Source organism: Stutzerimonas stutzeri, assembly GCF_024448895.1.
In the GTDB taxonomy this organism is placed as follows: Bacteria; Pseudomonadota; Gammaproteobacteria; order Pseudomonadales; family Pseudomonadaceae; genus Stutzerimonas; species Stutzerimonas stutzeri_Q.
Genome location: NZ_JAMOIC010000007.1, coordinates 211,424 through 232,175 on the forward strand (window position 1 = coordinate 211,424; position 20,752 = coordinate 232,175).

17 protein-coding genes, 1 other RNA gene and 1 pseudogene are annotated in these 20,752 nt (G+C 59.5%); 8 read left to right on the forward strand and 11 right to left on the reverse strand.

The window, feature by feature from the left end:
• Nucleotides 1-30: 30 nt before the first annotated feature.
• The 5 genes from carA to grpE all read right to left on the reverse strand — a co-directional run bounded on the left by carA (nt 31) and on the right by grpE (nt 6,145).
• Nucleotides 31-1,179, reverse strand: a complete 1,149-nt coding sequence (gene carA, locus NA619_RS11310) for a glutamine-hydrolyzing carbamoyl-phosphate synthase small subunit (protein WP_255961962.1) — start codon at nt 1,177-1,179, stop codon at nt 31-33.
• A gap of 193 nt (nt 1,180-1,372) precedes the next feature.
• Nucleotides 1,373-2,179, reverse strand: a complete 807-nt coding sequence (gene dapB, locus NA619_RS11315) for a 4-hydroxy-tetrahydrodipicolinate reductase (protein WP_255961963.1) — start codon at nt 2,177-2,179, stop codon at nt 1,373-1,375.
• 68 nt (nt 2,180-2,247) lie between these two features.
• Nucleotides 2,248-3,375 (reverse strand): molecular chaperone DnaJ, encoded by a 1,128-nt coding sequence (dnaJ, locus tag NA619_RS11320; RefSeq protein ID WP_255961964.1) that lies wholly within the window; start codon nt 3,373-3,375, stop codon nt 2,248-2,250.
• A 172-nt stretch (nt 3,376-3,547) separates the two neighbouring features.
• Nucleotides 3,548-5,461, reverse strand: a complete 1,914-nt coding sequence (gene dnaK, locus NA619_RS11325) for a molecular chaperone DnaK (protein WP_255961965.1) — start codon at nt 5,459-5,461, stop codon at nt 3,548-3,550.
• Between the two features lie 96 nt (nt 5,462-5,557).
• Nucleotides 5,558-6,145 carry a nucleotide exchange factor GrpE gene (gene grpE, locus NA619_RS11330; protein ID WP_255962013.1) on the reverse strand — a complete coding sequence of 196 codons (588 nt, stop codon included), beginning with the start codon at nt 6,143-6,145 and terminating at the stop codon, nt 5,558-5,560.
• Between the two features lie 217 nt (nt 6,146-6,362).
• On the opposite strand from grpE, the gene recN reads away from it, so the two are divergent.
• Nucleotides 6,363-8,039 carry a DNA repair protein RecN gene (recN, locus tag NA619_RS11335; protein WP_255961966.1) on the forward strand — a complete coding sequence of 559 codons (1,677 nt, stop codon included), beginning with the start codon at nt 6,363-6,365 and terminating at the stop codon, nt 8,037-8,039.
• A gap of 56 nt (nt 8,040-8,095) precedes the next feature.
• On the opposite strand, the gene fur is transcribed toward recN, so the two are convergent.
• Nucleotides 8,096-8,503 carry a ferric iron uptake transcriptional regulator gene (fur, locus tag NA619_RS11340; protein ID WP_255961967.1) on the reverse strand — a complete coding sequence of 136 codons (408 nt, stop codon included), beginning with the start codon at nt 8,501-8,503 and terminating at the stop codon, nt 8,096-8,098.
• Between the two features lie 93 nt (nt 8,504-8,596).
• Between fur and NA619_RS11345 the strand changes: the two genes are divergently transcribed.
• Nucleotides 8,597-9,109 (forward strand): outer membrane protein assembly factor BamE, encoded by a 513-nt coding sequence (locus NA619_RS11345; RefSeq protein ID WP_255961969.1) that lies wholly within the window; start codon nt 8,597-8,599, stop codon nt 9,107-9,109.
• 65 nt (nt 9,110-9,174) lie between these two features.
• On the opposite strand, the gene NA619_RS11350 is transcribed toward NA619_RS11345, so the two are convergent.
• Together NA619_RS11350 and NA619_RS11355 are read right to left on the reverse strand one after the other, a co-directional pair.
• On the reverse strand, nt 9,175-9,498 hold the full coding sequence (locus NA619_RS11350; RefSeq protein ID WP_255961970.1) for an RnfH family protein: 324 nt from the start codon (nt 9,496-9,498) through the stop codon (nt 9,175-9,177).
• Nucleotides 9,491-9,925, reverse strand: a complete 435-nt coding sequence (locus tag NA619_RS11355) for a type II toxin-antitoxin system RatA family toxin (RefSeq protein WP_255961971.1) — start codon at nt 9,923-9,925, stop codon at nt 9,491-9,493. The genes NA619_RS11350 and NA619_RS11355 overlap by 8 nt, the downstream gene beginning before the upstream one ends.
• A 228-nt stretch (nt 9,926-10,153) precedes the next feature.
• On the opposite strand from NA619_RS11355, the gene smpB reads away from it, so the two are divergent.
• Nucleotides 10,154-10,636, forward strand: a complete 483-nt coding sequence (smpB, locus tag NA619_RS11360) for an SsrA-binding protein SmpB (RefSeq protein ID WP_255961972.1) — start codon at nt 10,154-10,156, stop codon at nt 10,634-10,636.
• 64 nt (nt 10,637-10,700) lie between these two features.
• Here the strand turns inward: smpB and NA619_RS11365 are convergent, their stop codons facing one another.
• Nucleotides 10,701-11,489: a GntR family transcriptional regulator gene (locus tag NA619_RS11365; protein ID WP_255961973.1), complete on the reverse strand. Its 789-nt coding sequence runs from the start codon at nt 11,487-11,489 to the stop codon at nt 10,701-10,703.
• 279 nt (nt 11,490-11,768) lie between these two features.
• Here NA619_RS11365 and NA619_RS11370 point away from each other — a divergent pair, with 279 nt between their 5' ends.
• From NA619_RS11370 to ssrA, 5 genes are all read left to right on the forward strand, one after another.
• On the forward strand, nt 11,769-13,463 hold the full coding sequence (locus NA619_RS11370; RefSeq protein ID WP_255961974.1) for an L-lactate permease: 1,695 nt from the start codon (nt 11,769-11,771) through the stop codon (nt 13,461-13,463).
• Nucleotides 13,464-13,633: 170 nt separating this feature from the next.
• Nucleotides 13,634-14,803, forward strand: a complete 1,170-nt coding sequence (gene lldD, locus NA619_RS11375; RefSeq protein ID WP_255961975.1) for an FMN-dependent L-lactate dehydrogenase LldD — start codon at nt 13,634-13,636, stop codon at nt 14,801-14,803.
• Between the two features lie 69 nt (nt 14,804-14,872).
• Nucleotides 14,873-17,710 carry an FAD-binding and (Fe-S)-binding domain-containing protein gene (locus NA619_RS11380; protein ID WP_255961976.1) on the forward strand — a complete coding sequence of 946 codons (2,838 nt, stop codon included), beginning with the start codon at nt 14,873-14,875 and terminating at the stop codon, nt 17,708-17,710.
• A 166-nt stretch (nt 17,711-17,876) separates the two neighbouring features.
• Nucleotides 17,877-18,185, forward strand: coding sequence for a hypothetical protein (locus tag NA619_RS11385; RefSeq protein WP_255961977.1), 309 nt, complete (start codon nt 17,877-17,879; stop codon nt 18,183-18,185).
• Between the two features lie 150 nt (nt 18,186-18,335).
• Nucleotides 18,336-18,727: a transfer-messenger RNA gene (gene ssrA, locus NA619_RS11390) on the forward strand.
• Nucleotides 18,728-18,837: 110 nt separating this feature from the next.
• On the opposite strand, the gene NA619_RS11395 is transcribed toward ssrA, so the two are convergent.
• Together NA619_RS11395 and NA619_RS11400 are read right to left on the reverse strand one after the other, a co-directional pair.
• Nucleotides 18,838-19,575: a substrate-binding periplasmic protein gene (locus NA619_RS11395; protein WP_255961978.1), complete on the reverse strand. Its 738-nt coding sequence runs from the start codon at nt 19,573-19,575 to the stop codon at nt 18,838-18,840.
• 86 nt (nt 19,576-19,661) lie between these two features.
• Nucleotides 19,662-20,476, reverse strand: a pseudogene (locus tag NA619_RS11400) (TlpA family protein disulfide reductase).
• Nucleotides 20,477-20,752 lie beyond the last annotated feature (276 nt).

The following is a 20,752-nucleotide window of genomic DNA, read 5'->3' on the forward strand; positions in this document are numbered from 1 at the left end:
GGTCTCTCTCGAATTCTGTGCTCGGCGGTCTTAGCGGCGCTTGGCCATGGCATCGATGAAGCGATCGAAAAGCGGCGCCACATCATGCGGGCCGGGACTCGCTTCGGGATGGCCTTGAAAACTGAAGGCGACTTTGTCCGTGCGTTCAATTCCTTGCAGCGTGCCATCGAACAGCGACTTGTGCGTCGCGCGAAGATTGCTCGGCAGGCTGGCCTCATCCACAGCGAAACCATGGTTCTGGCTGGTGATCATCACCACGCCGGTGTCCAGGTCCTGCACAGGGTGATTTGCACCGTGATGACCGTTGGGCATTTTCACGGTCTTGGCACCGGAGGCCAGTGCCAACAGTTGATGGCCAAGGCAGATACCGAAAACCGGGATATCGGTTTCTAGCACTTCCTGAATCGCCTTGATCGCGTAATCGCAAGGCTCCGGATCTCCCGGACCGTTCGCAAGGAAAACGCCATCCGGCTTCAGTGCCAGCGCTTCGCTTGCACTCGACTGCGCGGGCAGCACGGTGACACGGCAACCGCGCGCGACCAGCATGCGCAGGATGTTGTACTTCACACCGTAGTCGAATGCCACGACGTGATAAGGGAGTTCGCTGGCCGGGATTTCAGCGTGGCCATCATCCTTCAGGCACCAGACCGTGGAGCGCCACTCGTACGCTTCCTTGACGCTGACTTCTTTGGCCAGATCCATCCCTTTCAGACCGGGAAAGCTGCGCGCCAGCTCCAGCGCCTTCTCTTCGGTGGCATCGACGCCTGCCAGGATGCAACCGTCCTGGGCACCCTTCTCCCGCAGAATACGCGTCAACCGGCGCGTATCGATGCCAGCGATGGCAACGGTTCCGTTGGCTTTGAGGTAGTCAGGAAGGGATTGTTTTTCGCGCCAATTGCTCGAGGTCAATGGCAGGTCGCGGATCACCAGGCCCGCCGCCCAGATCTTCCAGGATTCGGCATCTTCCGGCGTGGTTCCGGTGTTGCCGACATGAGGATAAGTGAGGGTGACAATTTGCTTGGCGTAGGAAGGGTCGGTGAGGATTTCCTGATAGCCGGTCATGGCGGTATTGAACACCACCTCACCAACGGTTTGCCCATCGGCGCCGATGGATTCGCCGCGAAAGATACTGCCATCGGCAAGGGCCAAAATGGCTGGCGTAGGGGCTGGCTTAGTCAAGAGACCTCCCAAAGATCAAGGCTGAAGCAGGCGCAGATTGTAAAAAAGCGGGATGACGTGTGAAGGTCATCCCGCTTTTTGTTTGAGTCATTTCTGCGCAACTTTTAGTGGACACACTAAAACGGGAAGCTTACAGAAAACGCCTTTTGAGGTCTAGCCGAAATCAACCCGAACGCCCAGCCTAAGGCATCATTCAGCGCAGACCCAATACATCCTGCATGTCGTAGAGGCCTGCCGGCTGTTGTTCCAGCCACATCGCGGCGCGCACTGCGCCTTTTGCAAAAGTCATCCGGCTGGACGCCTTGTGGGTGATCTCGACCCGCTCACCTTCGGCCGCGAACAGGACCGTATGATCACCGACGACATCACCGGCACGCACAGTAGCGAAGCCGATGGTTTCTCGCGCCCGTGCCCCGGTTTGGCCTTCGCGCCCATAGACAGCCACCTTCTGCAGGTCCCGACCGAGCGCTTCGGCGACTACCTCTCCCATACGCAGTGCGGTACCCGATGGCGCATCGACCTTGTGGCGGTGATGCGCTTCGATGATTTCGATGTCGGCGTCATCCCCCAGCACCCGAGCGGCTGTATCGAGCAGCTTCAGACAAAGATTGACCCCTACACTGAAATTTGCCGCGAATACGATGGGAATTTCCCGCGCTGCCGCAGTCAGCTTGTCCTTCTCTTCGACTGAGAAACCAGTGGTGCCGATGACCATGGCTTTACCGGCCCGACGGCATACCTCGAGATTCTTCAGGGTGACAGATGGATGAGTGAAATCGATCAGCACATCGAATTCCTCGACCACCCTCGCCACATCACCGATAAGCGGAACCCCCAGGCGGCCGATCGCTGCAAGCTCACCGGCATCTGCTCCAACCAGCGTACTGTCCGGACGGTCGATGGCTGCAGTCAGCCCGGCAGCACCGCCAGTCTGCTGAACCGCCTCAACCAGCGTTTTGCCCATGCGCCCGGCGGCGCCCATCACTGCTATACGTCGCATAGAAACAGCTCCAAGCTGCAAGCTTCACGCTGCAGCGGCGCTTACGCGCCGCATGCAACCGCGCTGAGTTAAAGGTCGCCGAAAAAGCGCTTCATACCCTCGAACCAGCCGCTGGCCTTGGGCGAGTGGGAACTGTCGCTTTGCAACGTCTTGCGAAACTCGTCGAGCAGCTCGCGTTGGCGCTTACCGAGATTGACCGGTGTCTCAACCGCGACCCGACACAACAGATCCCCAGCGGCGCCGCCCCGAACAGGGGCCACGCCCTTGCCACGTAGTCGGAACTGTTTACCTGTCTGAGTCCCTTCCGGGATTTTCAGTTTGACGCGACCATCGAGCGTCGGCACTTCAAGCTCGCCACCCAAAGCCGCATCGGCGAAGCTGATCGGTACCTCGCAGTACAGATGCTTGCCGTCGCGCTGGAAGATGGGGTGCTCGCGCACATTCACGACAACGTAAAGGTCGCCTGCAGGTCCACCTTGCGCCCCCGCCTCGCCTTCGCCGGTGAGGCGGATGCGGTCGCCCGTATCGACACCTGGCGGCACCTTGACCGACAACGTCTTCTGCTCTTCAACCCGACCCTGACCATGACAGCTTCCACAAGGATCGGAAATCATCTTGCCGCTACCGTGGCAGCGCGGACAGGTCTGCTGGACGGAAAAGAAACCTTGCTGCATACGCACCTGGCCTATGCCGCCACACGTGGTACATGTTACCGGGGCGGTACCTTTCTTCGCCCCAGAGCCATCGCACGGCTTGCACTCCACTAGCGTAGGCACACGAATGGTGACAGTGGTGCCGCGCACCGCTTCTTCCAGATCCAACTCGAGGGTGTAGCGCAGATCGCTGCCGCGTTGCGCGCCCCCACGCGAGCTGCCGCGCCCACCTGCGAAGAAGTCGCTGAACACATCGCCGAAGATATCGGAGAAGTTAGCATTGCCGTACGCAGCACCCGCACCGGCGCCCATCTGCGGATCGACCCCAGCATGACCGTACTGGTCGTAGGCCTGACGCTTGCTCGCATCCGACAGCACTTCATAAGCCTCGTTGGCTTCCTTGAACGAGTCTTCGGCGGCTTTGTCTCCGGGATTACGGTCCGGATGATGCTTCATCGCAAGGCGACGATAAGCCTTTTTCAGCTCCGCCTCGCTGGCGCCACGCTCGACGCCCAGCACTTCGTAATAATCACGTTTGGCCATAAATTTCCTGAACCTTCAAATTCGTACCCTCCAGACACGCCGACGCGGGAGCAAGCCCCCGCGCGGCGATCAAACCCGTCACGGCAGCGCCGCTGGGTGTTGGAGCGAAAGGCAGCGGCCACCATTGGTGGCCGCTGCTCTCCCCCACGTCATGGGGGTCATAAGCCGCGGCTTACTTGTTGTCCTTGACCTCTTCGAACTCCGCGTCGACAACGTCGTCACCAGCTTGTCCACTGTCACCAGCCTGCTCGCCTTGGCCGCCCTGAGGCTGCTCGGCGTACATCTTCTGAGCCAGAGGCGTTGACGCCTGGGACACCGCTGCGATCTTGGCTTCGATCTCGGCCTTGTCATCGCCTTTGATAGCGACTTCCAGCTCGCCAACAGCCTTCTCGATGCTGGTCTTGTCTTCCTCAGAAGCTTTGTCGCCCGCTTCAGTCAGCATCTTGCGGGTTGCATGTACCAACTGATCACCCTGGTTGCGCGCGGTAACCAGTTCTTCGAACTTGCGGTCTTCCTCGGCATTGGCCTCGGCATCGCGGACCATCTGCTCGATTTCTTCCTCGGACAGACCCGAGTTCGCCTTGATCACGATGGACTGGTGCTTACCCGTTGCTTTGTCTTTCGCAGATACATGCAGGATGCCGTTGGCGTCGATGTCGAAGGTGACCTCGATCTGCGGAACACCACGAGGGGCTGGAGGGATCTCAGCCAGATCGAAACGACCCAGCGACTTATTCTGCCCCGCCTGCTTACGCTCACCCTGCAGCACGTGAATGGTCACCGCGCTCTGGTTGTCGTCAGCGGTCGAGAACACCTGCGACTTCTTGGTCGGAATGGTGGTGTTCTTTTCGATCAAGGCAGTCATCACGCCGCCCATGGTTTCGATACCCAGGGTCAGCGGGGAGACGTCGAGCAGCAGCACATCCTTAACGTCACCGGCCAGAACGGCACCCTGGATGGCGGCACCCATTGCCACAGCCTCATCCGGATTCACGTCTTTGCGCGCTTCCTTACCGAAGAACTCAGCAACCTTCTGCTGCACGAGCGGCATACGAGTCTGGCCACCGACCAGGATCACGTCGTCGATCTTCGACGCATCGATGCCTGCGTCCTTCATGGCCATACGGCAAGGCTCGATTGTGCGCTGTACCAGGTCCTCGACCAGCGCTTCAAGCTTGGCGCGGGAAATCTTCACGTTCAGGTGCTTCGGACCGGTTGCATCTGCGGTGATGTAAGGCAGGTTGACGTCAGTCTGCTGGCTGGAGGAAAGCTCGATCTTGGCTTTCTCGGCAGCTTCCTTAAGGCGCTGCATCGCCAGCGGATCACCCTTGAGGTTCATGCCGCTTTCCTTCTTGAACTCGTCGACGAGGTAGTCGATCAGGCGAATATCGAAGTCCTCGCCACCAAGGAAAGTGTCACCGTTGGTGGCCAATACTTCGAACTGATGCTCGCCGTCGACTTCGGCAATCTCGATAACCGATACGTCGAAGGTACCGCCGCCCAGGTCATAAACGATGACCGTGTGATCGCCCCGAGCCTTGTCCATGCCGTAGGCCAGCGCAGCCGCAGTCGGCTCGTTGATGATGCGTTTGACGTCCAGACCGGCAATACGGCCCGCGTCCTTGGTCGCCTGGCGCTGGCTGTCATTGAAGTAGGCAGGGACGGTAATCACCGCTTCAGTGACCGGCTCGCCGAGATAGTCTTCGGCAGTCTTCTTCATCTTTTTCAGGATTTCGGCAGAAATCTGCGGCGGCGCCATCTTCTGACCGCTGACTTCAACCCAGGCGTCGTTATTGTCCGCCTTGACGATCTTGTAAGGGACCATCTGGATATCTTTCTGCACGACGTCCTCGTCGAAACGACGACCGATCAGACGCTTCACCGCATACAGCGTGTTGTGCGGATTGGTCACCGCCTGACGCTTGGCCGACTGCCCGACCAGGATTTCGCCATCATTGGCGTACGCGATGATCGACGGCGTGGTGCGGCCGCCTTCAGCGTTCTCGATCACCTTGGCCTTGCCGTTTTCCAGAATGGAGACGCAGGAGTTGGTCGTTCCCAGGTCGATACCGATAATCTTGCCCATGTCTTTCTCTCCGAACTTTGATTGGTCCGCGCCTGTTTACCGGCTGCGGGTAACACAAAAACGCTTGGCTACGAGATGGGGGTCAGTAGCCGAAATTCAAGCCTTCTCATCAATCGAAGGCGGTGTTTCTGCTGGCGCCTTGCTGACGACGACCATGGCCGGACGCAACAAACGACCATTGAGCAGGTAGCCCTTCTGGAAGACTTTGAGCACGCTTCCAGGCTCGGCATGGGTGCTTTCTTCCATCGCCATAGCCTGATGGTGCTCGGGATTGAAGGGCTCGCCCTGAGGATCAAGCTGGACCAGCTGATGGCGCGCCAGGGTGTCGAGGAGCAACTTGAAGGTCAGCTCGACACCTTCACGCATCGGCTTGACCGCTTCATCGCTGGGGTTCGAAAGCTCCAGGCCGCGCTCAAGGCTGTCGGCCACGGCCAACAGATCACCGGCAAACTTTTCGAGGGCGAACTTGTGCGCCTTCTCGATATCCTGCTCGGCACGACGCCGAATATTCTGCAGCTCGGCGGCAACCCGCAGCGACTGGTCCTGCGCAGCAGCCAGCTGCTCCTCGAGGGACTGCACCCGTGCAGCCAGATCCTCGGTCATTTCGGCTTGCTCGCTTTCATTATCTTCGGGGGTCTGGTTGTCCAGGTTCTGCTCGTCGGCCATGCGGTCCTCCTCATCGATACGTCTGCGGGCATTGGCCCGCTCTTGTGCCGCTATATGGGGGCGGGAAATTCTGCTTCAAGGGCAGACTAGTAACTCGATCAGGACGCATAGAATCAGGCGCCACCGAGCAAAGCACCTGTGTGCGCTTTGTTTACAGAGCGCAAGACTCCTATCGCTTGAAGCGCCACGCAAAAGCACTGTATAAATAGCCAGTCACCCACGCAGGAGTCCTGCCATGCTGGTTCACCTTTCTGTTCACAACTACGCAATCGTCGAGCACCTCGACCTTGAGCTGAAGCGCGGCATGAGCGTGATCAGTGGTGAAACCGGCGCCGGCAAGTCGATCATGCTCGACGCATTAGGGCTGACACTCGGCGACCGCGCAGATAGCAGCGTCGTTCGAATCGGCGCTGACAAGGCGGACATCCTGGCCAGCTTCGATCTGGACGATATCCCCGACGCCCGCGCATGGCTGGCGGAGCGTGATCTGGACAACGATGGCCCATGCATCCTACGGCGGGTCATTACGGCCGAAGGTCGTTCTCGCGGCTACATCAACGGAACACCGTGCCCCCAAGGCGACCTGAAAGCGCTCGGGGAATTTTTGATCGACATCCACAGCCAGCACGAACATCAATCCCTACTCAAGCTCGACACCCACCGACGCCTGCTCGACGAATTTGGCGGGAGCCAGGACTTGGCGCGACAGGTATATCTTGCAGCGCAGCGCTGGCGGCAGACTCGACAGACGCTGGAGCGCCTGAGCAATAGCAGCGACGAGCAACGAGCGCGCCATCAGCTGCTGAGCTATCAGCTGGAGGAGTTGGAAACACTCGCCCTTGGTGAGAACGAACTCGACCAGCTCGAGCAGGAGCACAAGAATCTCGCTAATGCCGAACACTTGCTGGGCGCCTGTCAGCAGGTGCTGGACCTATGCAGCGAAAGCGATGCGGGCAACGTGCTATCGGCGCTGACTTCGAGCCTTCAACGCCTGACCGCATTTCAGAATCAACCAGGAGCCTTGGGCGAAGCCGTCAACCTTCTATCCAGTGCGCAGATCCAGGTAGAGGAAGCCGTGGGCGAGCTGAATCGGTTTCTCGACCACTTCGATTCCGACCCGCAGCGCCAGCAAACGCTGGAGGAACGTCTCGACAGCATCTATACGCTGGCGCGCAAGCATCGCGTTAAACCGCAGGAACTTCCGACGCTGCAGCAGGGCTTGTTTGAAGAGCTGGAAAGCCTCAACGCCGATGATGATGCGCTTGAGCGGCTGGGCGAAGAGTTGGCCGCATACGCTCAGCACTATCGTGAGAAAGCCGAGGAACTGAGCGCTGCTCGCCAACGTGCTGCTGAGTCACTCGCAGTTGCGGTCGAAGCGGAAATTCAACGACTAGGAATGCCCGGCGGCAAATTCAGCGTTGTGCTGAAACCCACATCAGTCGATGACCTGATGCCGCAAGGACAGGAGCAGGTGGAGTTTCTCGTCAGCGCCAACCCCGGGCAGCCGCTGCGACCCCTGGCGAAAGTGGCGTCCGGCGGCGAGCTTTCACGGATCAGCCTGGCCATTCAGGTGATTACCGCCCAGACCTCGAGGACACCGACCCTGGTATTCGACGAAGTCGACGTCGGGATTGGCGGCCCCACTGCCGAAGTGGTCGGCCAGCTGCTGCGTCGACTTGGCGAGCGCGGCCAGGTGCTAACTGTCACCCATCTACCTCAGGTGGCGGCGCAAGGGCATCACCATCTCTTCGTGCACAAGGCGCGCGGCCGGGACGAGACCCACACGGCAGTGGCGGCTCTTGAAGGCGCCGAGCGGGTCGAAGAGATCGCTCGGATGCTCGGCGGGGTTGATCTGACCGAGCAGGCGCTAGCTCACGCCCGGCAGATGATCAGTTCTGCACAACCCTCCTGAACAGAGACAAAAAAGGCGACCAATGAGGTCGCCTTCGCAGTTTTGTCAGTCCGGAATTAGTCAGCCTTCTTGCGGACGTAGAGCACCAGATTGTGATCTACCAGATCGTAACCATGGCGTTTGACGATCTCCTTCTGCAGCTTTTCGATCTCAGGATCGAAAAACTCGATAACGTCCCCGCTATCGACGCAGACCATGTGGTCATGGTGACCGCCGTCTGCCAGTTCGAACACCGCATGGCCGCCATCGAAGTTATGCCGAACCACCAGGCCCGCCGCCTCGAACTGGGTCAGCACGCGGTATACGGTTGCCAGACCGACGTCTTCGCCGGCTTCCATCAACGCCTTATAGACGTCCTCGGCGCTCATGTGGCGCTGATCAGTGGTATCCAGCATTTGCAGGATCTTGACCCGTGGCAGGGTTACTTTGAGACCAGCTTTTCGTAGTTCGCTATTTTCGACCATGGTTGGCTTTCTCGCTGCTGCTGTTTCGCAGCCTCCTTCAATACGGGTATGATCCGGGCTTTGCCCAGCCAAGATAGTGGAAGTCACCTACCGATGCAAAACACCAAGCTCATGCTGTCCAGCCTCACGCTCGTGGGCCTGTTCGCACTCGCCGGTTGTTCATTCCCCGGGGTTTACAAGGTCGACATTCAACAGGGCAATGTCGTTACGCAAGACATGATAGACCAGTTGCGCCCGGGAATGACCCGTTCGCAAGTACGGTTTATCATGGGCAACCCACTGATCACCGATACCTTCCATGCCAATCGCTGGGATTATCTGTACAGCATCCAGCCAGGTGGCAGCCAGCGTCAGCAGGAGCGGGTAAGCCTGGTGTTCAACGCCAATGACCAGCTGGCGGGTCTGGCCGGTGATTTCAAGCCAGGCGTAAGCCGCGACGAGGCCATCCTGGGCACTGATCGCAGCGATCGTCCGGCAACCGAAGCGCCTGCCCGTCCGGCACCGGAAGCGGTTGAGCCAGGATCTTTGCTCGATCAGATTCAGCGCGATGTGGATGCAGCCGAGCCCGTGCCGGTACCGACTCCGGACCGCCTGGAAACCAACTAAGCAACACCTGCAGACACAAAAAAGCCCGGCTCGCCGGGCTTTTCATTGCGCCACTCCGAGGCAAGCTACCCCTTCGCAACGTCTTCAGCCTTGTTTTGCGCGGCCCTGGCTGCGCGCTGCTTTCGAACTTCTTTCGGATCAGCGATAAGTGGGCGATAGATTTCCACTCGCTCCCCCTCTTCTACTGCACGCTCGTTCGGCTTGGGTACCGCCTTGCCGAAAATCCCCAGTGGTGCGGTCGCGAGGTCCAGCCCCGGAAAAAAACCGTCCATGCTGGAACGCAACGCAGCTTCTCTAACGGACGTCCCTTCTGGTACAGCAATGCGCAGCAGCTTCTGCTTGTCGGCAAGCGCATAGACCACTTCCACGGCGATCATCGGCTTATCCATACAGCTGCTTGGCCCGCTCACAGAACGCGTCGACTAGCGTATTAGCTGCCTGGTTGAACAACGGGCCAAGGGTTGCGCGGACCAATGGCCCGGCATAGTCGAAGGTCAGGTCGAGGCTGATCTTGCAGGCCTTCTCACCCAGCGCCTTGAACTCCCAGATGCCATGCAGATGACTAAATGGACCCTCTTCCAGCGTCATCTCGATACGTTTGCCTGCCTGCAATTCATTGCGCGTCAGGAAGCGCTGACTCATGCCAGCCTTGGCTACCGTCATGCTGGCCTGCATCTGAGTCTCGCTGCTGGACAGGACTTCAGTAGCCGAACACCAGGGCAGAAATTGCGGATAACTGGCTACATCATTGACCATGTCGAACAGCGCGTGCGCCGGATAGGGCAGTAACGCTGAACGTTGAATATGCGTTGTCATTCAGTCCCTTCTACTTCGTCAGTCGACAATCGGCAGCTGCAATCAAGGTCTACAGCTTCTCGCCGAAGGCAAGCGTTGAACCCATATCCGCTAGAAAGCGCGCATTTGAGTATGAGCAAGCATAAAGATGCCCATTGTCGGGGATAAGCGCACCCCTCTCAAGTTTCGTACCGTCGCAGCATGCAGGTTATCGCCAGCCGCAACGCGACTCCCTATAATGCGCACCCTATGGCCAAACAGAAGAAACAGTCCCCCGGGACCATCGCGCTAAACAAGAAAGCGCTACACGACTACTTCATCGAACAGAAATTCGAGGCCGGCCTCGTTCTGGCCGGCTGGGAAGTGAAAAGCCTTCGTGCTGGCAAGGCGCAGCTGGTGGACAGCTACGTCCTCCTCAAGGACGGAGAAGCCTGGTTGATGGGCTGTCACATTACTCCGCTTACCACGGCCAGCACCCATGTCATCGCTGACCCGACCCGAACCCGCAAGCTACTGCTCAACAAGCGCGAGCTGGGCAAATTGTTCGGTGCCGTGCAGCAGAAGGGCTACGCCTGCGTCGCGCTATCGATCTACTGGAAGAAGCACTTGGTCAAATGCGACATCGCATTGGGCAAGGGCAAGAAGGAGTTCGATAAGCGTCATACCGAGAAAGAGCGCGACTCTGATCGCGAGATTCAGCGCGCCATACGCAGCAAAGGTAAGGACGACTAAGCCCCGGTACGGAGCGGGTTCAGCCCGCTCGTACGCCAGCCACGCCGCCACCATCACTGCCGATTCAACTCTCCAGATTTTTCTCTGAACGCCCCTGTCGCCGCTGGGCTCGTGCCAAGCGCTGCGCCTCCTGCTGCCCTTCGGCCAGCACTTCCTGCACATAACTGATGTGTCGATGAATCACATCGCGTGCCTCGCTGGCGCGTCGCGCGATGATGGCGTCGTAGAGCTCCTGATGCTGGCTCATGAGCATGTCCCGCGTTTCATTGCGCAGCGCGTACATGCCACCGATGTTTGTCACAACGTTACGCTTGAGCAGATCAAACAGACCTCGGATCGTATGCAGCAGAACGGCGTTGTGACTGGCCTCGGCGATCGCTAGGTGAAAACGCGCATCGGCGGCACCTTCCTCCGCGCGCGTCACCGTACCTTCGCGCTTGTAGCAATCCTGCAGCGCCGCGAATGCTTCTCCGAGACGCTGCTGGTCGACCTCCGTCGCTCGCAGCGCTGCGTAATAGGCGCACCTGCCTTCCAGAGTATGGCGAAATTCAAGTAAGTCACGCTGCGCATCGGCGTTATTTTCAAGCAAATGCAGCAGCGGATCACTGAAGGTCGAGCCCAGCGATTCCGCGACGAAATTGCCGCCACCATGACGGCTCACGAGCAACCCCTTCGCCGCCAGTTTCTGGATTGCCTCGCGCAGTGACGGCCTCGACACCCCGAACTGCTCTGCCAGGACGCGCTCGGCCGGCAGTCGCTCACCGGCCTTGAGCGTACCCTCTAGGATCATGGTTTCGAGTTGTTCGACGATGTTATCGGCCAGCCTTCGCTGACGCACCATTCCTACTTCCATGCCGCCTCTCGATTGGTTTGACCACTTGCATGCAGCGAAGCGTAGCCAGCGACTGACGTCGCAGCAACCGCTACCCCTGCGACCAAAGTCTATAGCCCGCTAATTGACGAAGCTGTCAGACACCTCTTACGCTGGCCAGACTCAGCTGTAAATTGGTATTACCAATTTACAGCTTGCAGTCACCAACAAGAAGAGGACACATCATGCGGTCTCCAGCTGTCTGCACATTCCCGGTCCATTCCGGCCCCTGTTCACTTAATCCGATCATGGGAGCCTGAGATGTCTAACGGTCTGCTCGCCCTGTTTGCCTTTACCCCGATCCTACTGGCCGCGGTGTTGCTGATCGGCCTGCGCTGGCCCGCCAGCCGCGCCATGCCCGTCGTGTTTCTGTTTACAGCCGCCATCGGCTTGTTCATCTGGGACATGAGCGTAACGCGGATCATTGCATCGACCTTGCAGGGCCTGGTTATTACCCTTGGCCTGCTCTGGATCATCTTTGGCGCAATCCTGCTGCTGAATACGCTGAAGCACTCGGGCGGTATTACCGCAATCCGCGCCGGCTTCACCACCATCAGCCCCGACCGCCGAATTCAGGCCATTATCATCGCCTGGCTATTTGGCTGCTTCATCGAAGGCGCATCCGGCTTCGGTACACCGGCTGCGATCGCGGCGCCACTGCTCGTCGCGGTCGGTTTCCCTGCGATGGCAGCGGTGCTCATGGGCATGCTCGTGCAGAGCACCCCGGTGTCGTTCGGTGCCGTCGGCACTCCCATTGTGGTTGGCGTGAACAGTGGCCTCGATACCGCCACCCTCGGCGAACAGCTGGTCGCTCAGGGATCAAGCTGGCCGATTTTCCTGCAACAGATCACCAGCAGCGTAGCAATCACCCATGCAATCGTCGGCACCGTCATGCCGCTGATCATGGTCATCATGCTGACGCGATTCTTCGGCAAGGAAAAAAGCTGGAAAGCCGGCTTTGAGGTGCTGCCTTTTGCACTCTTCGCGGGGCTGGCATTTACGCTCCCCTATGTGGCTACCGGTGTGTTTCTCGGTCCGGAGTTTCCATCGCTGCTGGGCGGCCTGGTCGGGCTGGCAATCGTCACCACTGCCGCCCGCTTCAACTTCCTGACGCCGAAGTCCACCTGGGATTTTGCCGACGCGAAAGACTGGCCTGCAGAGTGGATCGGGACCATCGAGATGAAGCTGGACGAGCTCGCCGCCCGTCCCATGAGCGCCTTTCGCGCCTGGCTGCCCTATGTACTGGTCGGCGCGATTCTGGTGATCAGCCGCGTCTTCCCTCAGGTCTCCACAGCGCTCAAATCCGTTTCCATCGCTTTCGCCAACATTCTTGGCGAGACAGGCATCAGCGCCAGTATCGAACCGCTCTACCTACCCGGTGGCATTCTGGTTGCAGTGGTCCTGATCACCTTCTTCCTGCACGGCATGCGCGCATCGGAACTCAAGGCTGCCGTCAAGGAGTCGAGCAGCGTGCTGCTGAGCGCAGGCTTCGTCCTGCTGTTCACCGTGCCGATGGTGCGCATCCTTATCAACTCCGGCGTCAACGCTGCCGACCTGCCGAGCATGCCGATCGCCATGGCACGCTACGTAGCCGACAGCGTAGGCGGAATCTATCCGCTGCTTGCACCCTCCGTCGGCGCGCTGGGCGCATTCCTCGCCGGATCGAATACTGTCAGCAACATGATGTTCAGCCAGTTCCAGTTCGGTGTGGCGCAGTCACTGGGTATCTCGGGGGCAATGATCGTCGCGATTCAGGCGGTAGGCGCTGCTGCGGGCAACATGGTCGCCATCCACAACGTGGTTGCAGCTTCGGCCACCGTTGGCTTGCTGGGCCGCGAGGGCATCACCTTGCGCAAGACCATATGGCCTACCCTGTACTACGTGCTGGCTACCGGCGTGATCGGCATGATCGCAATCTACGTGATAGGCGTAACGGACCCACTGGTCGGCGTCTGATGCAACGCGCGCTTTGCCCCGATCTATCGGGGCAAAGCAGTTTGAATCTTCGACCCTGTACCCGTGCGCTGCGTCAGCCCGCTTACAGGGCAGCGTCATTTGAGACACCGCTTGCGTCCAAGACGTGAGCATCTCGGGACCTACTTCGTTTCACTCGGTGAGTACACACGATGATCATCTCAGCCTCTACGGATTACCGCGCTGCCGCAAAACGCAAACTCCCCCCTTTCCTGTTCCACTATGTCGATGGCGGTGCCTACGCCGAGTACACGCTCCGTCGCAACGTCGAAGATTTGGCCAGCATTGCGCTGCGCCAGCGCGTGTTGCGCAACATGTCGGAACTGAGCCTGGAAACCCAACTGTTCGGTGAAACCCTGTCGATGCCGGTGGCCCTCGCGCCAGTCGGGCTGACCGGCATGCTTGCTCGCCGCGGCGAAGTGCAAGCGGCTCGGGCTGCGGACAAGAAAGGTATCCCCTTCACCCTATCCACCGTATCGGTCTGCCCGATCGAAGAGGTCGCTCCAGCAATTAAGCGGCCTATGTGGTTCCAGCTGTATGTGCTGAAAGACCGTGGCTTCATGAAAAACGCCCTGGAGCGCGCCAAGGCAGCCGGAGTCACTACACTCGTATTCACCGTGGATATGCCGACACCCGGCGCCCGTTACCGCGATGCGCATTCCGGCATGAGCGGCCCGAACGCCAGTATGCGCCGGATGCTGCAAGCCATGACTCACCCACTCTGGGCCTGGGACGTGGGCCTGCATGGCAAGCCGCATGATCTGGGCAACATCTCCACGTACCGGGGCAACCCAACGGGCCTGGAAGACTACATCGGCTGGCTGGCAACCAACTTCGATCCGTCAATATCCTGGAAGGACCTGGAATGGATCCGCGAATTCTGGGACGGCCCGATGGTAATCAAGGGCATCCTCGATGCAGAAGACGCTCGGGACGCCGTAACGTTTGGTGCAGACGGCATCATCGTGTCCAACCATGGCGGCCGGCAGCTGGACGGTGTGCTGTCCAGCGCCCGCGCCATGCCGGCCATCGCTGACGCGGTCAAAGGTGATCTGAAAATCCTGGCCGATTCTGGCATCCGCAGCGGTCTGGACGTCGTGCGCATGATCGCCCTGGGCGCCGATACCGTCATGCTTGGTCGCGCCTTTGCTTACGCCCTGGCGGCTGCTGGCGAAGCAGGCGTAACCAACCTGCTCGACCTTATCGAGAAGGAGATGCGCGTCGCCATGGTGCTGACCGGGGCCAAGTCCATCAGCGAAATCACCACCGACTCGCTGGTTCGCGAAATCGACCGCTACCAGACCAGCCGCGTCGTGGACTAAGCAACACTGATACAAAGAGAAGGCCGCGCGGCACTCCGACGCGGCCCGCTTTCCTACCCGGAGCCTCTGATGAACGCGCCTGCCACCTTACCGACCGACTTCCTCACTGCAGTCGAAAAGCTGATCCCGGCCGAGCGGCGCTTCGATGACCCGTTATCGACGCTGGCTTTCGGCACGGACGCCAGCTTCTATCGGCTCATACCCAAGCTGGTGGTGCGAGTCGAATCCGAGGCCGAAGTGACTGGACTGCTCAAGCTCGCGCACGACATGAGAGTGCCGGTAACCTTTCGCGCCGCCGGCACCAGCCTGTCCGGGCAGGCCATTTCCGATTCGGTTCTGATCGTCCTTGGCGATAACTGGAACGGCCGCGAGATCCGCAATGGCGGAGAGCAGATACGTCTGCAACCCGGCGTCATCGGCGCCAACGCCAACGCGGTACTGCTGCCCTTTCAGCGCAAGATCGGCCCTGACCCGGCCTCGATCAACGCCGCCAAGATCGGCGGCATTGTCGCCAACAACTCCAGCGGCATGTGCTGCGGCACGGCGCAGAACAGCTACAAGACGCTCGCCGGTCTGCGCCTGGTGCTGGCCGACGGCACGGTAGTCGACAGTGAAGACGCCGCCAGTGTTGAATCCTTTCGCCAAAGCCACACCGCGCTGCTCGATCAATTGGCTGAACTTGGCCGGACGACGCGCGCTAACACCGAACTGGCGGCCAAGATTCGCCACAAGTATCGGCTGAAGAACACCACCGGCTTCTCACTCAACGCCCTGGTCGATTACGACGAGCCGCTCGACATCCTCAACCACCTCATGGTCGGTTCAGAGGGCACACTCGGATTCATCAGCGCAGTCACCTACGACACCGTGCCGGACCACCCGCACAAGGCCAGCGCCCTGGTCGTATTCCCGGACGTGGAAACCTGCTGCCTTGCCGTCCCGATACTCAAGCAGCAACCTGTATCAGCGGTTGAACTGCTGGATCGTCGCAGCCTGCGCTCGGTCGAAAACAAGGCCGGCATGCCTGAGTGGGTAAAGGGATTGTCGATCAATGCCTGCGCATTACTGATCGAGTCGCGCGCAGCGAGCCAGACACTGCTACACGAGCAGATCAACCTGATCATGACGTCCATCGCGCATTTCCCTGTGGAAAAGCAGGTCGACTTCAGTGAGGACCCGGTCGTTTACAACCAGCTCTGGAAGATCCGCAAGGACACCTTCCCTGCCGTCGGCGCGGTGCGCCAGACCGGCACGACGGTCATCATCGAAGACGTGACCTTCCCCATCGAGCGCCTTGCCGAAGGCGTGAACCGGCTGATTCAACTGTTCGACAAGCATGCCTACAGCGAAGCGATCCTGTTCGGCCATGCACTGGAAGGCAACCTGCACTTCGTATTCACCCAGGGCTTCGAGGATCCCCAACAAATCGGGCGCTATGAAGCCTTCATGCAGGACGTCACCCAGCTGGTCGCCGTGGAATTTGGCGGCGCGCTGAAAGCCGAGCACGGCACAGGCCGCAACATGGCGCCCTTTGTGGAGCTGGAATGGGGCCATGAGGCCTACCAGCTGATGTGGCAGATCAAGCGGCTGCTCGATCCGCGGGGCATCCTCAATCCAGACGTGATCCTTAGCGAGGATCCGCAGATACACCTCAAACACCTGAAACCGATGCCCGCTGCTGACGAGATCGTCGACAAATGCATCGAGTGTGGATTCTGCGAACCGGTCTGCCCTTCAAACGGGCTGACCCTGACACCACGTCAACGTATCGTGGTCTGGCGCGATATCCAGGCGAAAAAACGCGCCGGTGTTGATACCGTTGAACTCGAGCGCCTCTATGACTACCACGGCGTCGAGACCTGCGCCGCAACCGGCCTCTGCGCTCAACGATGCCCAGTGGGTATCAACACCGGCGACCTGGTGCGCAAGCTCCGCGGCCGCAACGCCGACAATACCCGCGCGGCAAACTGGCTGGCCGGAAACTTCAGCACCGCCGTGCAAGGCGCACGCTTCATGCTGCATGTCGCCAACGGCGCGCACCTGATGATGGGCACTCGCCTGCTCGGCAAGACCTCCGCCGCGTTCTCCAAGGCCAGCAAAGGCCGAGTCCCGCAATGGACGCCGGCGATGCCCCAGCCATTGCAGCGGCTGCACTTGCCTAAACCGGCAACGGACGACCAGCGACCGCGCGTGGTCTATCTCGCCGCCTGTGTTTCCCGAGCCATGGGGCCCGCAGCGCGAGATCAGGAACAGGAGCCGTTACTCGACACCACCCGCACGCTTCTGGAAAAAGCGGGCTATCAGGTCGTCTTTCCGGAGGACCTGAATGATCTCTGCTGCGGCCAACCCTTCGCATCCAAAGGCTATGCCGAGCAAGCCGAGCAAAAACGTCAGGAGATGCTCGATGCGTTGCTCAAAGCCAGCCGCGGAGGACTTGACCCCATCTACTGTGATACCAGCCCCTGCACGCTACGACTGGTACAAGACCTGGCAGATGAGCGGCTACAGATTTTCGACCCGGTGCGCTTCATCCGTACCCACCTGCTCGACAAGCTGGAGTTTGAGCCGCAGGCCAGTCCCATAGCTGTGCACGTCACTTGCAGCACGCATCATCTCGGCGAAGCCCAGGCGCTGATCGACATCGCGCGCCGCTGCGCCAGCGAAGTGGTGGTGCCAGAAGGTATTCATTGCTGCGGCTTTGCCGGCGACAAAGGTTTCACCACCCCAGAGCTCAACGCCCACTCGCTGCGCAGCCTCAGGGACGCGGTGCAGACCTGCGAAGAAGGCATCTCCACCAGCCGCACCTGCGAGATCGGCCTGTCTCAACATGGTGGGATTGATTATCACGGACTGGTCTATCTGGTTAACCGAAACAGCCGAGCCAGAGCGGGTACAGCGCCGGATTGAACCCAAGCGTAAGCGGCAGCGCTCAACTTCAATGAAACGCTCGAGCGGAGCCGCAGTCCGATATTGGGAGCCCAGGAAACGAAACGGGCTCAACTCACCTCGGCGCCGCCACGTATTTGCAGAATCAGGCAGGCCCGCCGGGAAGTTAACCCCCTGGAGGACTCTCATGAAAAAATTCGCCCTACTCGCCGCCGCAGCTCTGATCGCCAGCCCCGCTGCGTTTGCCGCCGACAAGGATCTCTGCCAGCTCAACATGCAGGAGATCGACGACAACATGACCACCAACCAGGCCACACTCGGCGAGCCTGCTCGTACCGAAATCGAAGATCTGGTCAGCCAAGCCAAACAGGCTCAGCAAGCCGGCAACACCGAAGAGTGCATCGCCCACTCCACCAAAGCACTGCAGGAACTCAAAGGCCCAGGTAGCACTGGCTCGGGCGGCACTGCTGGCTCAGGCTCAGGCTCGAGCAACTAAGTCGCACAGGGCAAGGCCGCTCCGCTATTCGGCCTTGCCGGTTTCACCCTTGAAAATCGACAGACTACCCTTATCTATTGCATCAAGCGTTCGACGTAACTCCTGTGGAGGCGTACACTGCGCAACACATGAGGCTGCTACACGCTTCATGGGGCCGATTAGGATTCGACGCCGGTAACAAAGCTCTAGGTGCATGCCGAGTTGGTAACAGAACTCGTAAATCCACTGTTGCAACTTTCTATAGTTGCCAATGACGAAAACTACGAGGGCTACGCTCTCGCTGCGTAAGCGGCGCGACTAGTCCTTCTGGTAGCTTCGGCTCCAGCGATCACTAGGGGATGCCTGTAAACCCAAAGTGATTGTCACGTAGAACAGGATCGCCGCGTAGTACGTTGTGGACGAAGCGGCTAAAACTTACACAACTCGTCCAAAGCACCCTGCCAGTCGGGCGGCTGCGGATTAACTTAATAGACACGGCTAAGCATGTAGTACCGACAGTGGAGAACTGGCGGACGGGGGTTCAAATCCCCCCGGCTCCACCAAATTAAAACCCCTGACTTTTCGCGAAGTCAGGGGTTTTTTGCGTTAGGGGTTAAGGATTGCACCGATACATGGCTTTCACGGCTACTTCGCAAGCCGACCGCTCCATGTATCACTCGTATTGCCCCTGGATTCGCTCCAGCTCACCCAGACGTCTCAACTGCTCTAACGCCCCGGCCCAGGCTGCTACTACCTCGTCATCGCTGTCTTCGCTGAAGGCTATATAAAGCGACGCGCGATATATCTCTACTGGTACCCGGCGCAGAGTATCGGGAGGCATGCCCATTAGGCGGGTGTAGTGAGCAACCCCTGCATCGGTATCACCGACGACTATTTCGGCGCGCCCTGCTAACAGCATGCGGTAGAGCTGCGGGCTTCGCGCTGCGCTTTTATCGAGATTGTTGAAGCCCATCGATTCAAGTAAGTCTGGCACTAAGCCAGCATGTCGAGTTGTGATTTTCGGGACGGATTGCAAATGCGCTAGGGAATTCACCGGCCGGGGCGTATTAGCCAACTGGTAGGGATGAATAGACACTTCGACAATAGGGCCAACCCACTTGTACAGCGGCTCGCGCCCCGCTGTCAGGAACAACGAGTACATGATTGTCTTGGGCCGATTCTGCAAAGCATGAGCGGATCGCATACTGGGCAGCATTACCATCTCAAAGTCATCACCGGTTAGGGCCATGATTGCCCGAACGATCTCGGTAGCCATCCCGGTGAGCTGGTTGTTCTCGAGATAATTGTATGGAGCCCACTCTTCGGTAACGACCCGATACTGATCGGCCCTGGCGAAAGTGCCGAACAGCAGCAAGCAAAGCAACGCAGCGATGAGTGTCAGAAGCTTCACGTGGTGTGCCTGTTGTGCCGTGCGGTTTTTGATAAACCCCGTTCACTGGGTCATACAAGCATAGACCCTGCACGCGCCTGAGGGCCTCAGCGCTCGGCGTCTACTTTCAGGCTCTCCAGCGCCCGCGCCAGGCTCGCTTGGGACAGTTCCCCCAGGTGACTGCCGATCTGGCGCCCTTCGGCGTCGTAGAACAGCGTCGTTGGCAACGCCGATGAGCCGATGTGCTGGCCAAGCCGCCCGCCGGTGTCGAGCAGCACGTTATCCAGCCCGTATCGCTCCCCCTGCAGAAATTCATTGATGAGCTGTGCCCCTTCCCCCTGATTGACGAAGAGGAAGGTCACGTCTGGCTCGTTGCGCTGTGCTTCGGCCAGTACTGGCATTTCCCGGCGACACGGCGGACACCAGGTCGCCCATAGATTGATCACCAGGGGTTTGCCGATGAAGTCATGCAAGGCGACCGGCGCTCCCCGATGGTCCCGTAGGCCGATATCGGGTAACCGCGTGCCCTGCTCGAAGGCGTGATAGGCAAAGGTACCGAACCCCCAGCTCATGACGCCGACCGCGAGTGCCCATCCCAGCGGCTTGCGCAGCGTGCCCTCGCGCCAGCAGAGCCGCACGCCAAGAAACAAGGCGACCAGCACACCCGGCCAGGCAATGAGCCGCCATCGCGGATATCGATCACGCGCCAGGGCTCGTCACGGAAATGCTCGACGTAGACCAACACGAACGCCAGCCGAGCGATCAGCAGCGCCACCAGCAGCAACCGGAACAGCTGCTGCTCGGGGTTGCGTTCGCTGCGGCGCCCGACCCACCAGCCCGTCAGCATCGAAAGAAACAGACTCACAAGTAACAGGACATGAGGCACGGCCAGCGCCAGAGGCCCCACATTGATGGTCAACATCCGACTCGCGTCATCATTTGAATCCAGAATGAGAAAATGCGGTGAGTGCGTCACCGGGGCACGCACGCATCAAGCATACCGGCAATGCAGGCGTCAGCTGCCTATACGCCCAGGCGGAACCATTACCGAATTTCACCGGACTGGACGCCAGTGCAGCGTTTCCACGAGAGGAAAACGTGAACGCGGGGAGACCACGTCAAGACCTAACCGTTCAGCGGGAAACCACCTTCAGGCGATGAGCGGATGCTGCCAAACGATCGCCAGCTGTCAGAATGA

Bases quoted from the DNA above. Each gene is read 5' to 3' on its own strand.
- dapB (WP_255961963.1), bottom strand. From the start codon at position 2,179: ATGCGACGTATAGCAGTGATGGGCGCCGCCGGGCGCATGGGCAAAACG.
- dnaJ (WP_255961964.1), bottom strand. From the start codon at position 3,375: ATGGCCAAACGTGATTATTACGAAGTGCTGGGCGTCGAGCGTGGCGCC.
- dnaK (WP_255961965.1), bottom strand. From the start codon at position 5,461: ATGGGCAAGATTATCGGTATCGACCTGGGAACGACCAACTCCTGCGTC.
- recN (WP_255961966.1), top strand. From the start codon at position 6,363: ATGCTGGTTCACCTTTCTGTTCACAACTACGCAATCGTCGAGCACCTC.
- fur (WP_255961967.1), bottom strand. From the start codon at position 8,503: ATGGTCGAAAATAGCGAACTACGAAAAGCTGGTCTCAAAGTAACCCTG.
- NA619_RS11345 (WP_255961969.1), top strand. From the start codon at position 8,597: ATGCAAAACACCAAGCTCATGCTGTCCAGCCTCACGCTCGTGGGCCTG.
- NA619_RS11350 (WP_255961970.1), bottom strand. From the start codon at position 9,498: ATGGATAAGCCGATGATCGCCGTGGAAGTGGTCTATGCGCTTGCCGAC.
- NA619_RS11355 (WP_255961971.1), bottom strand. From the start codon at position 9,925: ATGACAACGCATATTCAACGTTCAGCGTTACTGCCCTATCCGGCGCAC.
- smpB (WP_255961972.1), top strand. From the start codon at position 10,154: ATGGCCAAACAGAAGAAACAGTCCCCCGGGACCATCGCGCTAAACAAG.
- NA619_RS11365 (WP_255961973.1), bottom strand. From the start codon at position 11,489: ATGGAAGTAGGAATGGTGCGTCAGCGAAGGCTGGCCGATAACATCGTC.
- NA619_RS11370 (WP_255961974.1), top strand. From the start codon at position 11,769: ATGTCTAACGGTCTGCTCGCCCTGTTTGCCTTTACCCCGATCCTACTG.
- lldD (WP_255961975.1), top strand. From the start codon at position 13,634: ATGATCATCTCAGCCTCTACGGATTACCGCGCTGCCGCAAAACGCAAA.
- NA619_RS11380 (WP_255961976.1), top strand. From the start codon at position 14,873: ATGAACGCGCCTGCCACCTTACCGACCGACTTCCTCACTGCAGTCGAA.
- NA619_RS11385 (WP_255961977.1), top strand. From the start codon at position 17,877: ATGAAAAAATTCGCCCTACTCGCCGCCGCAGCTCTGATCGCCAGCCCC.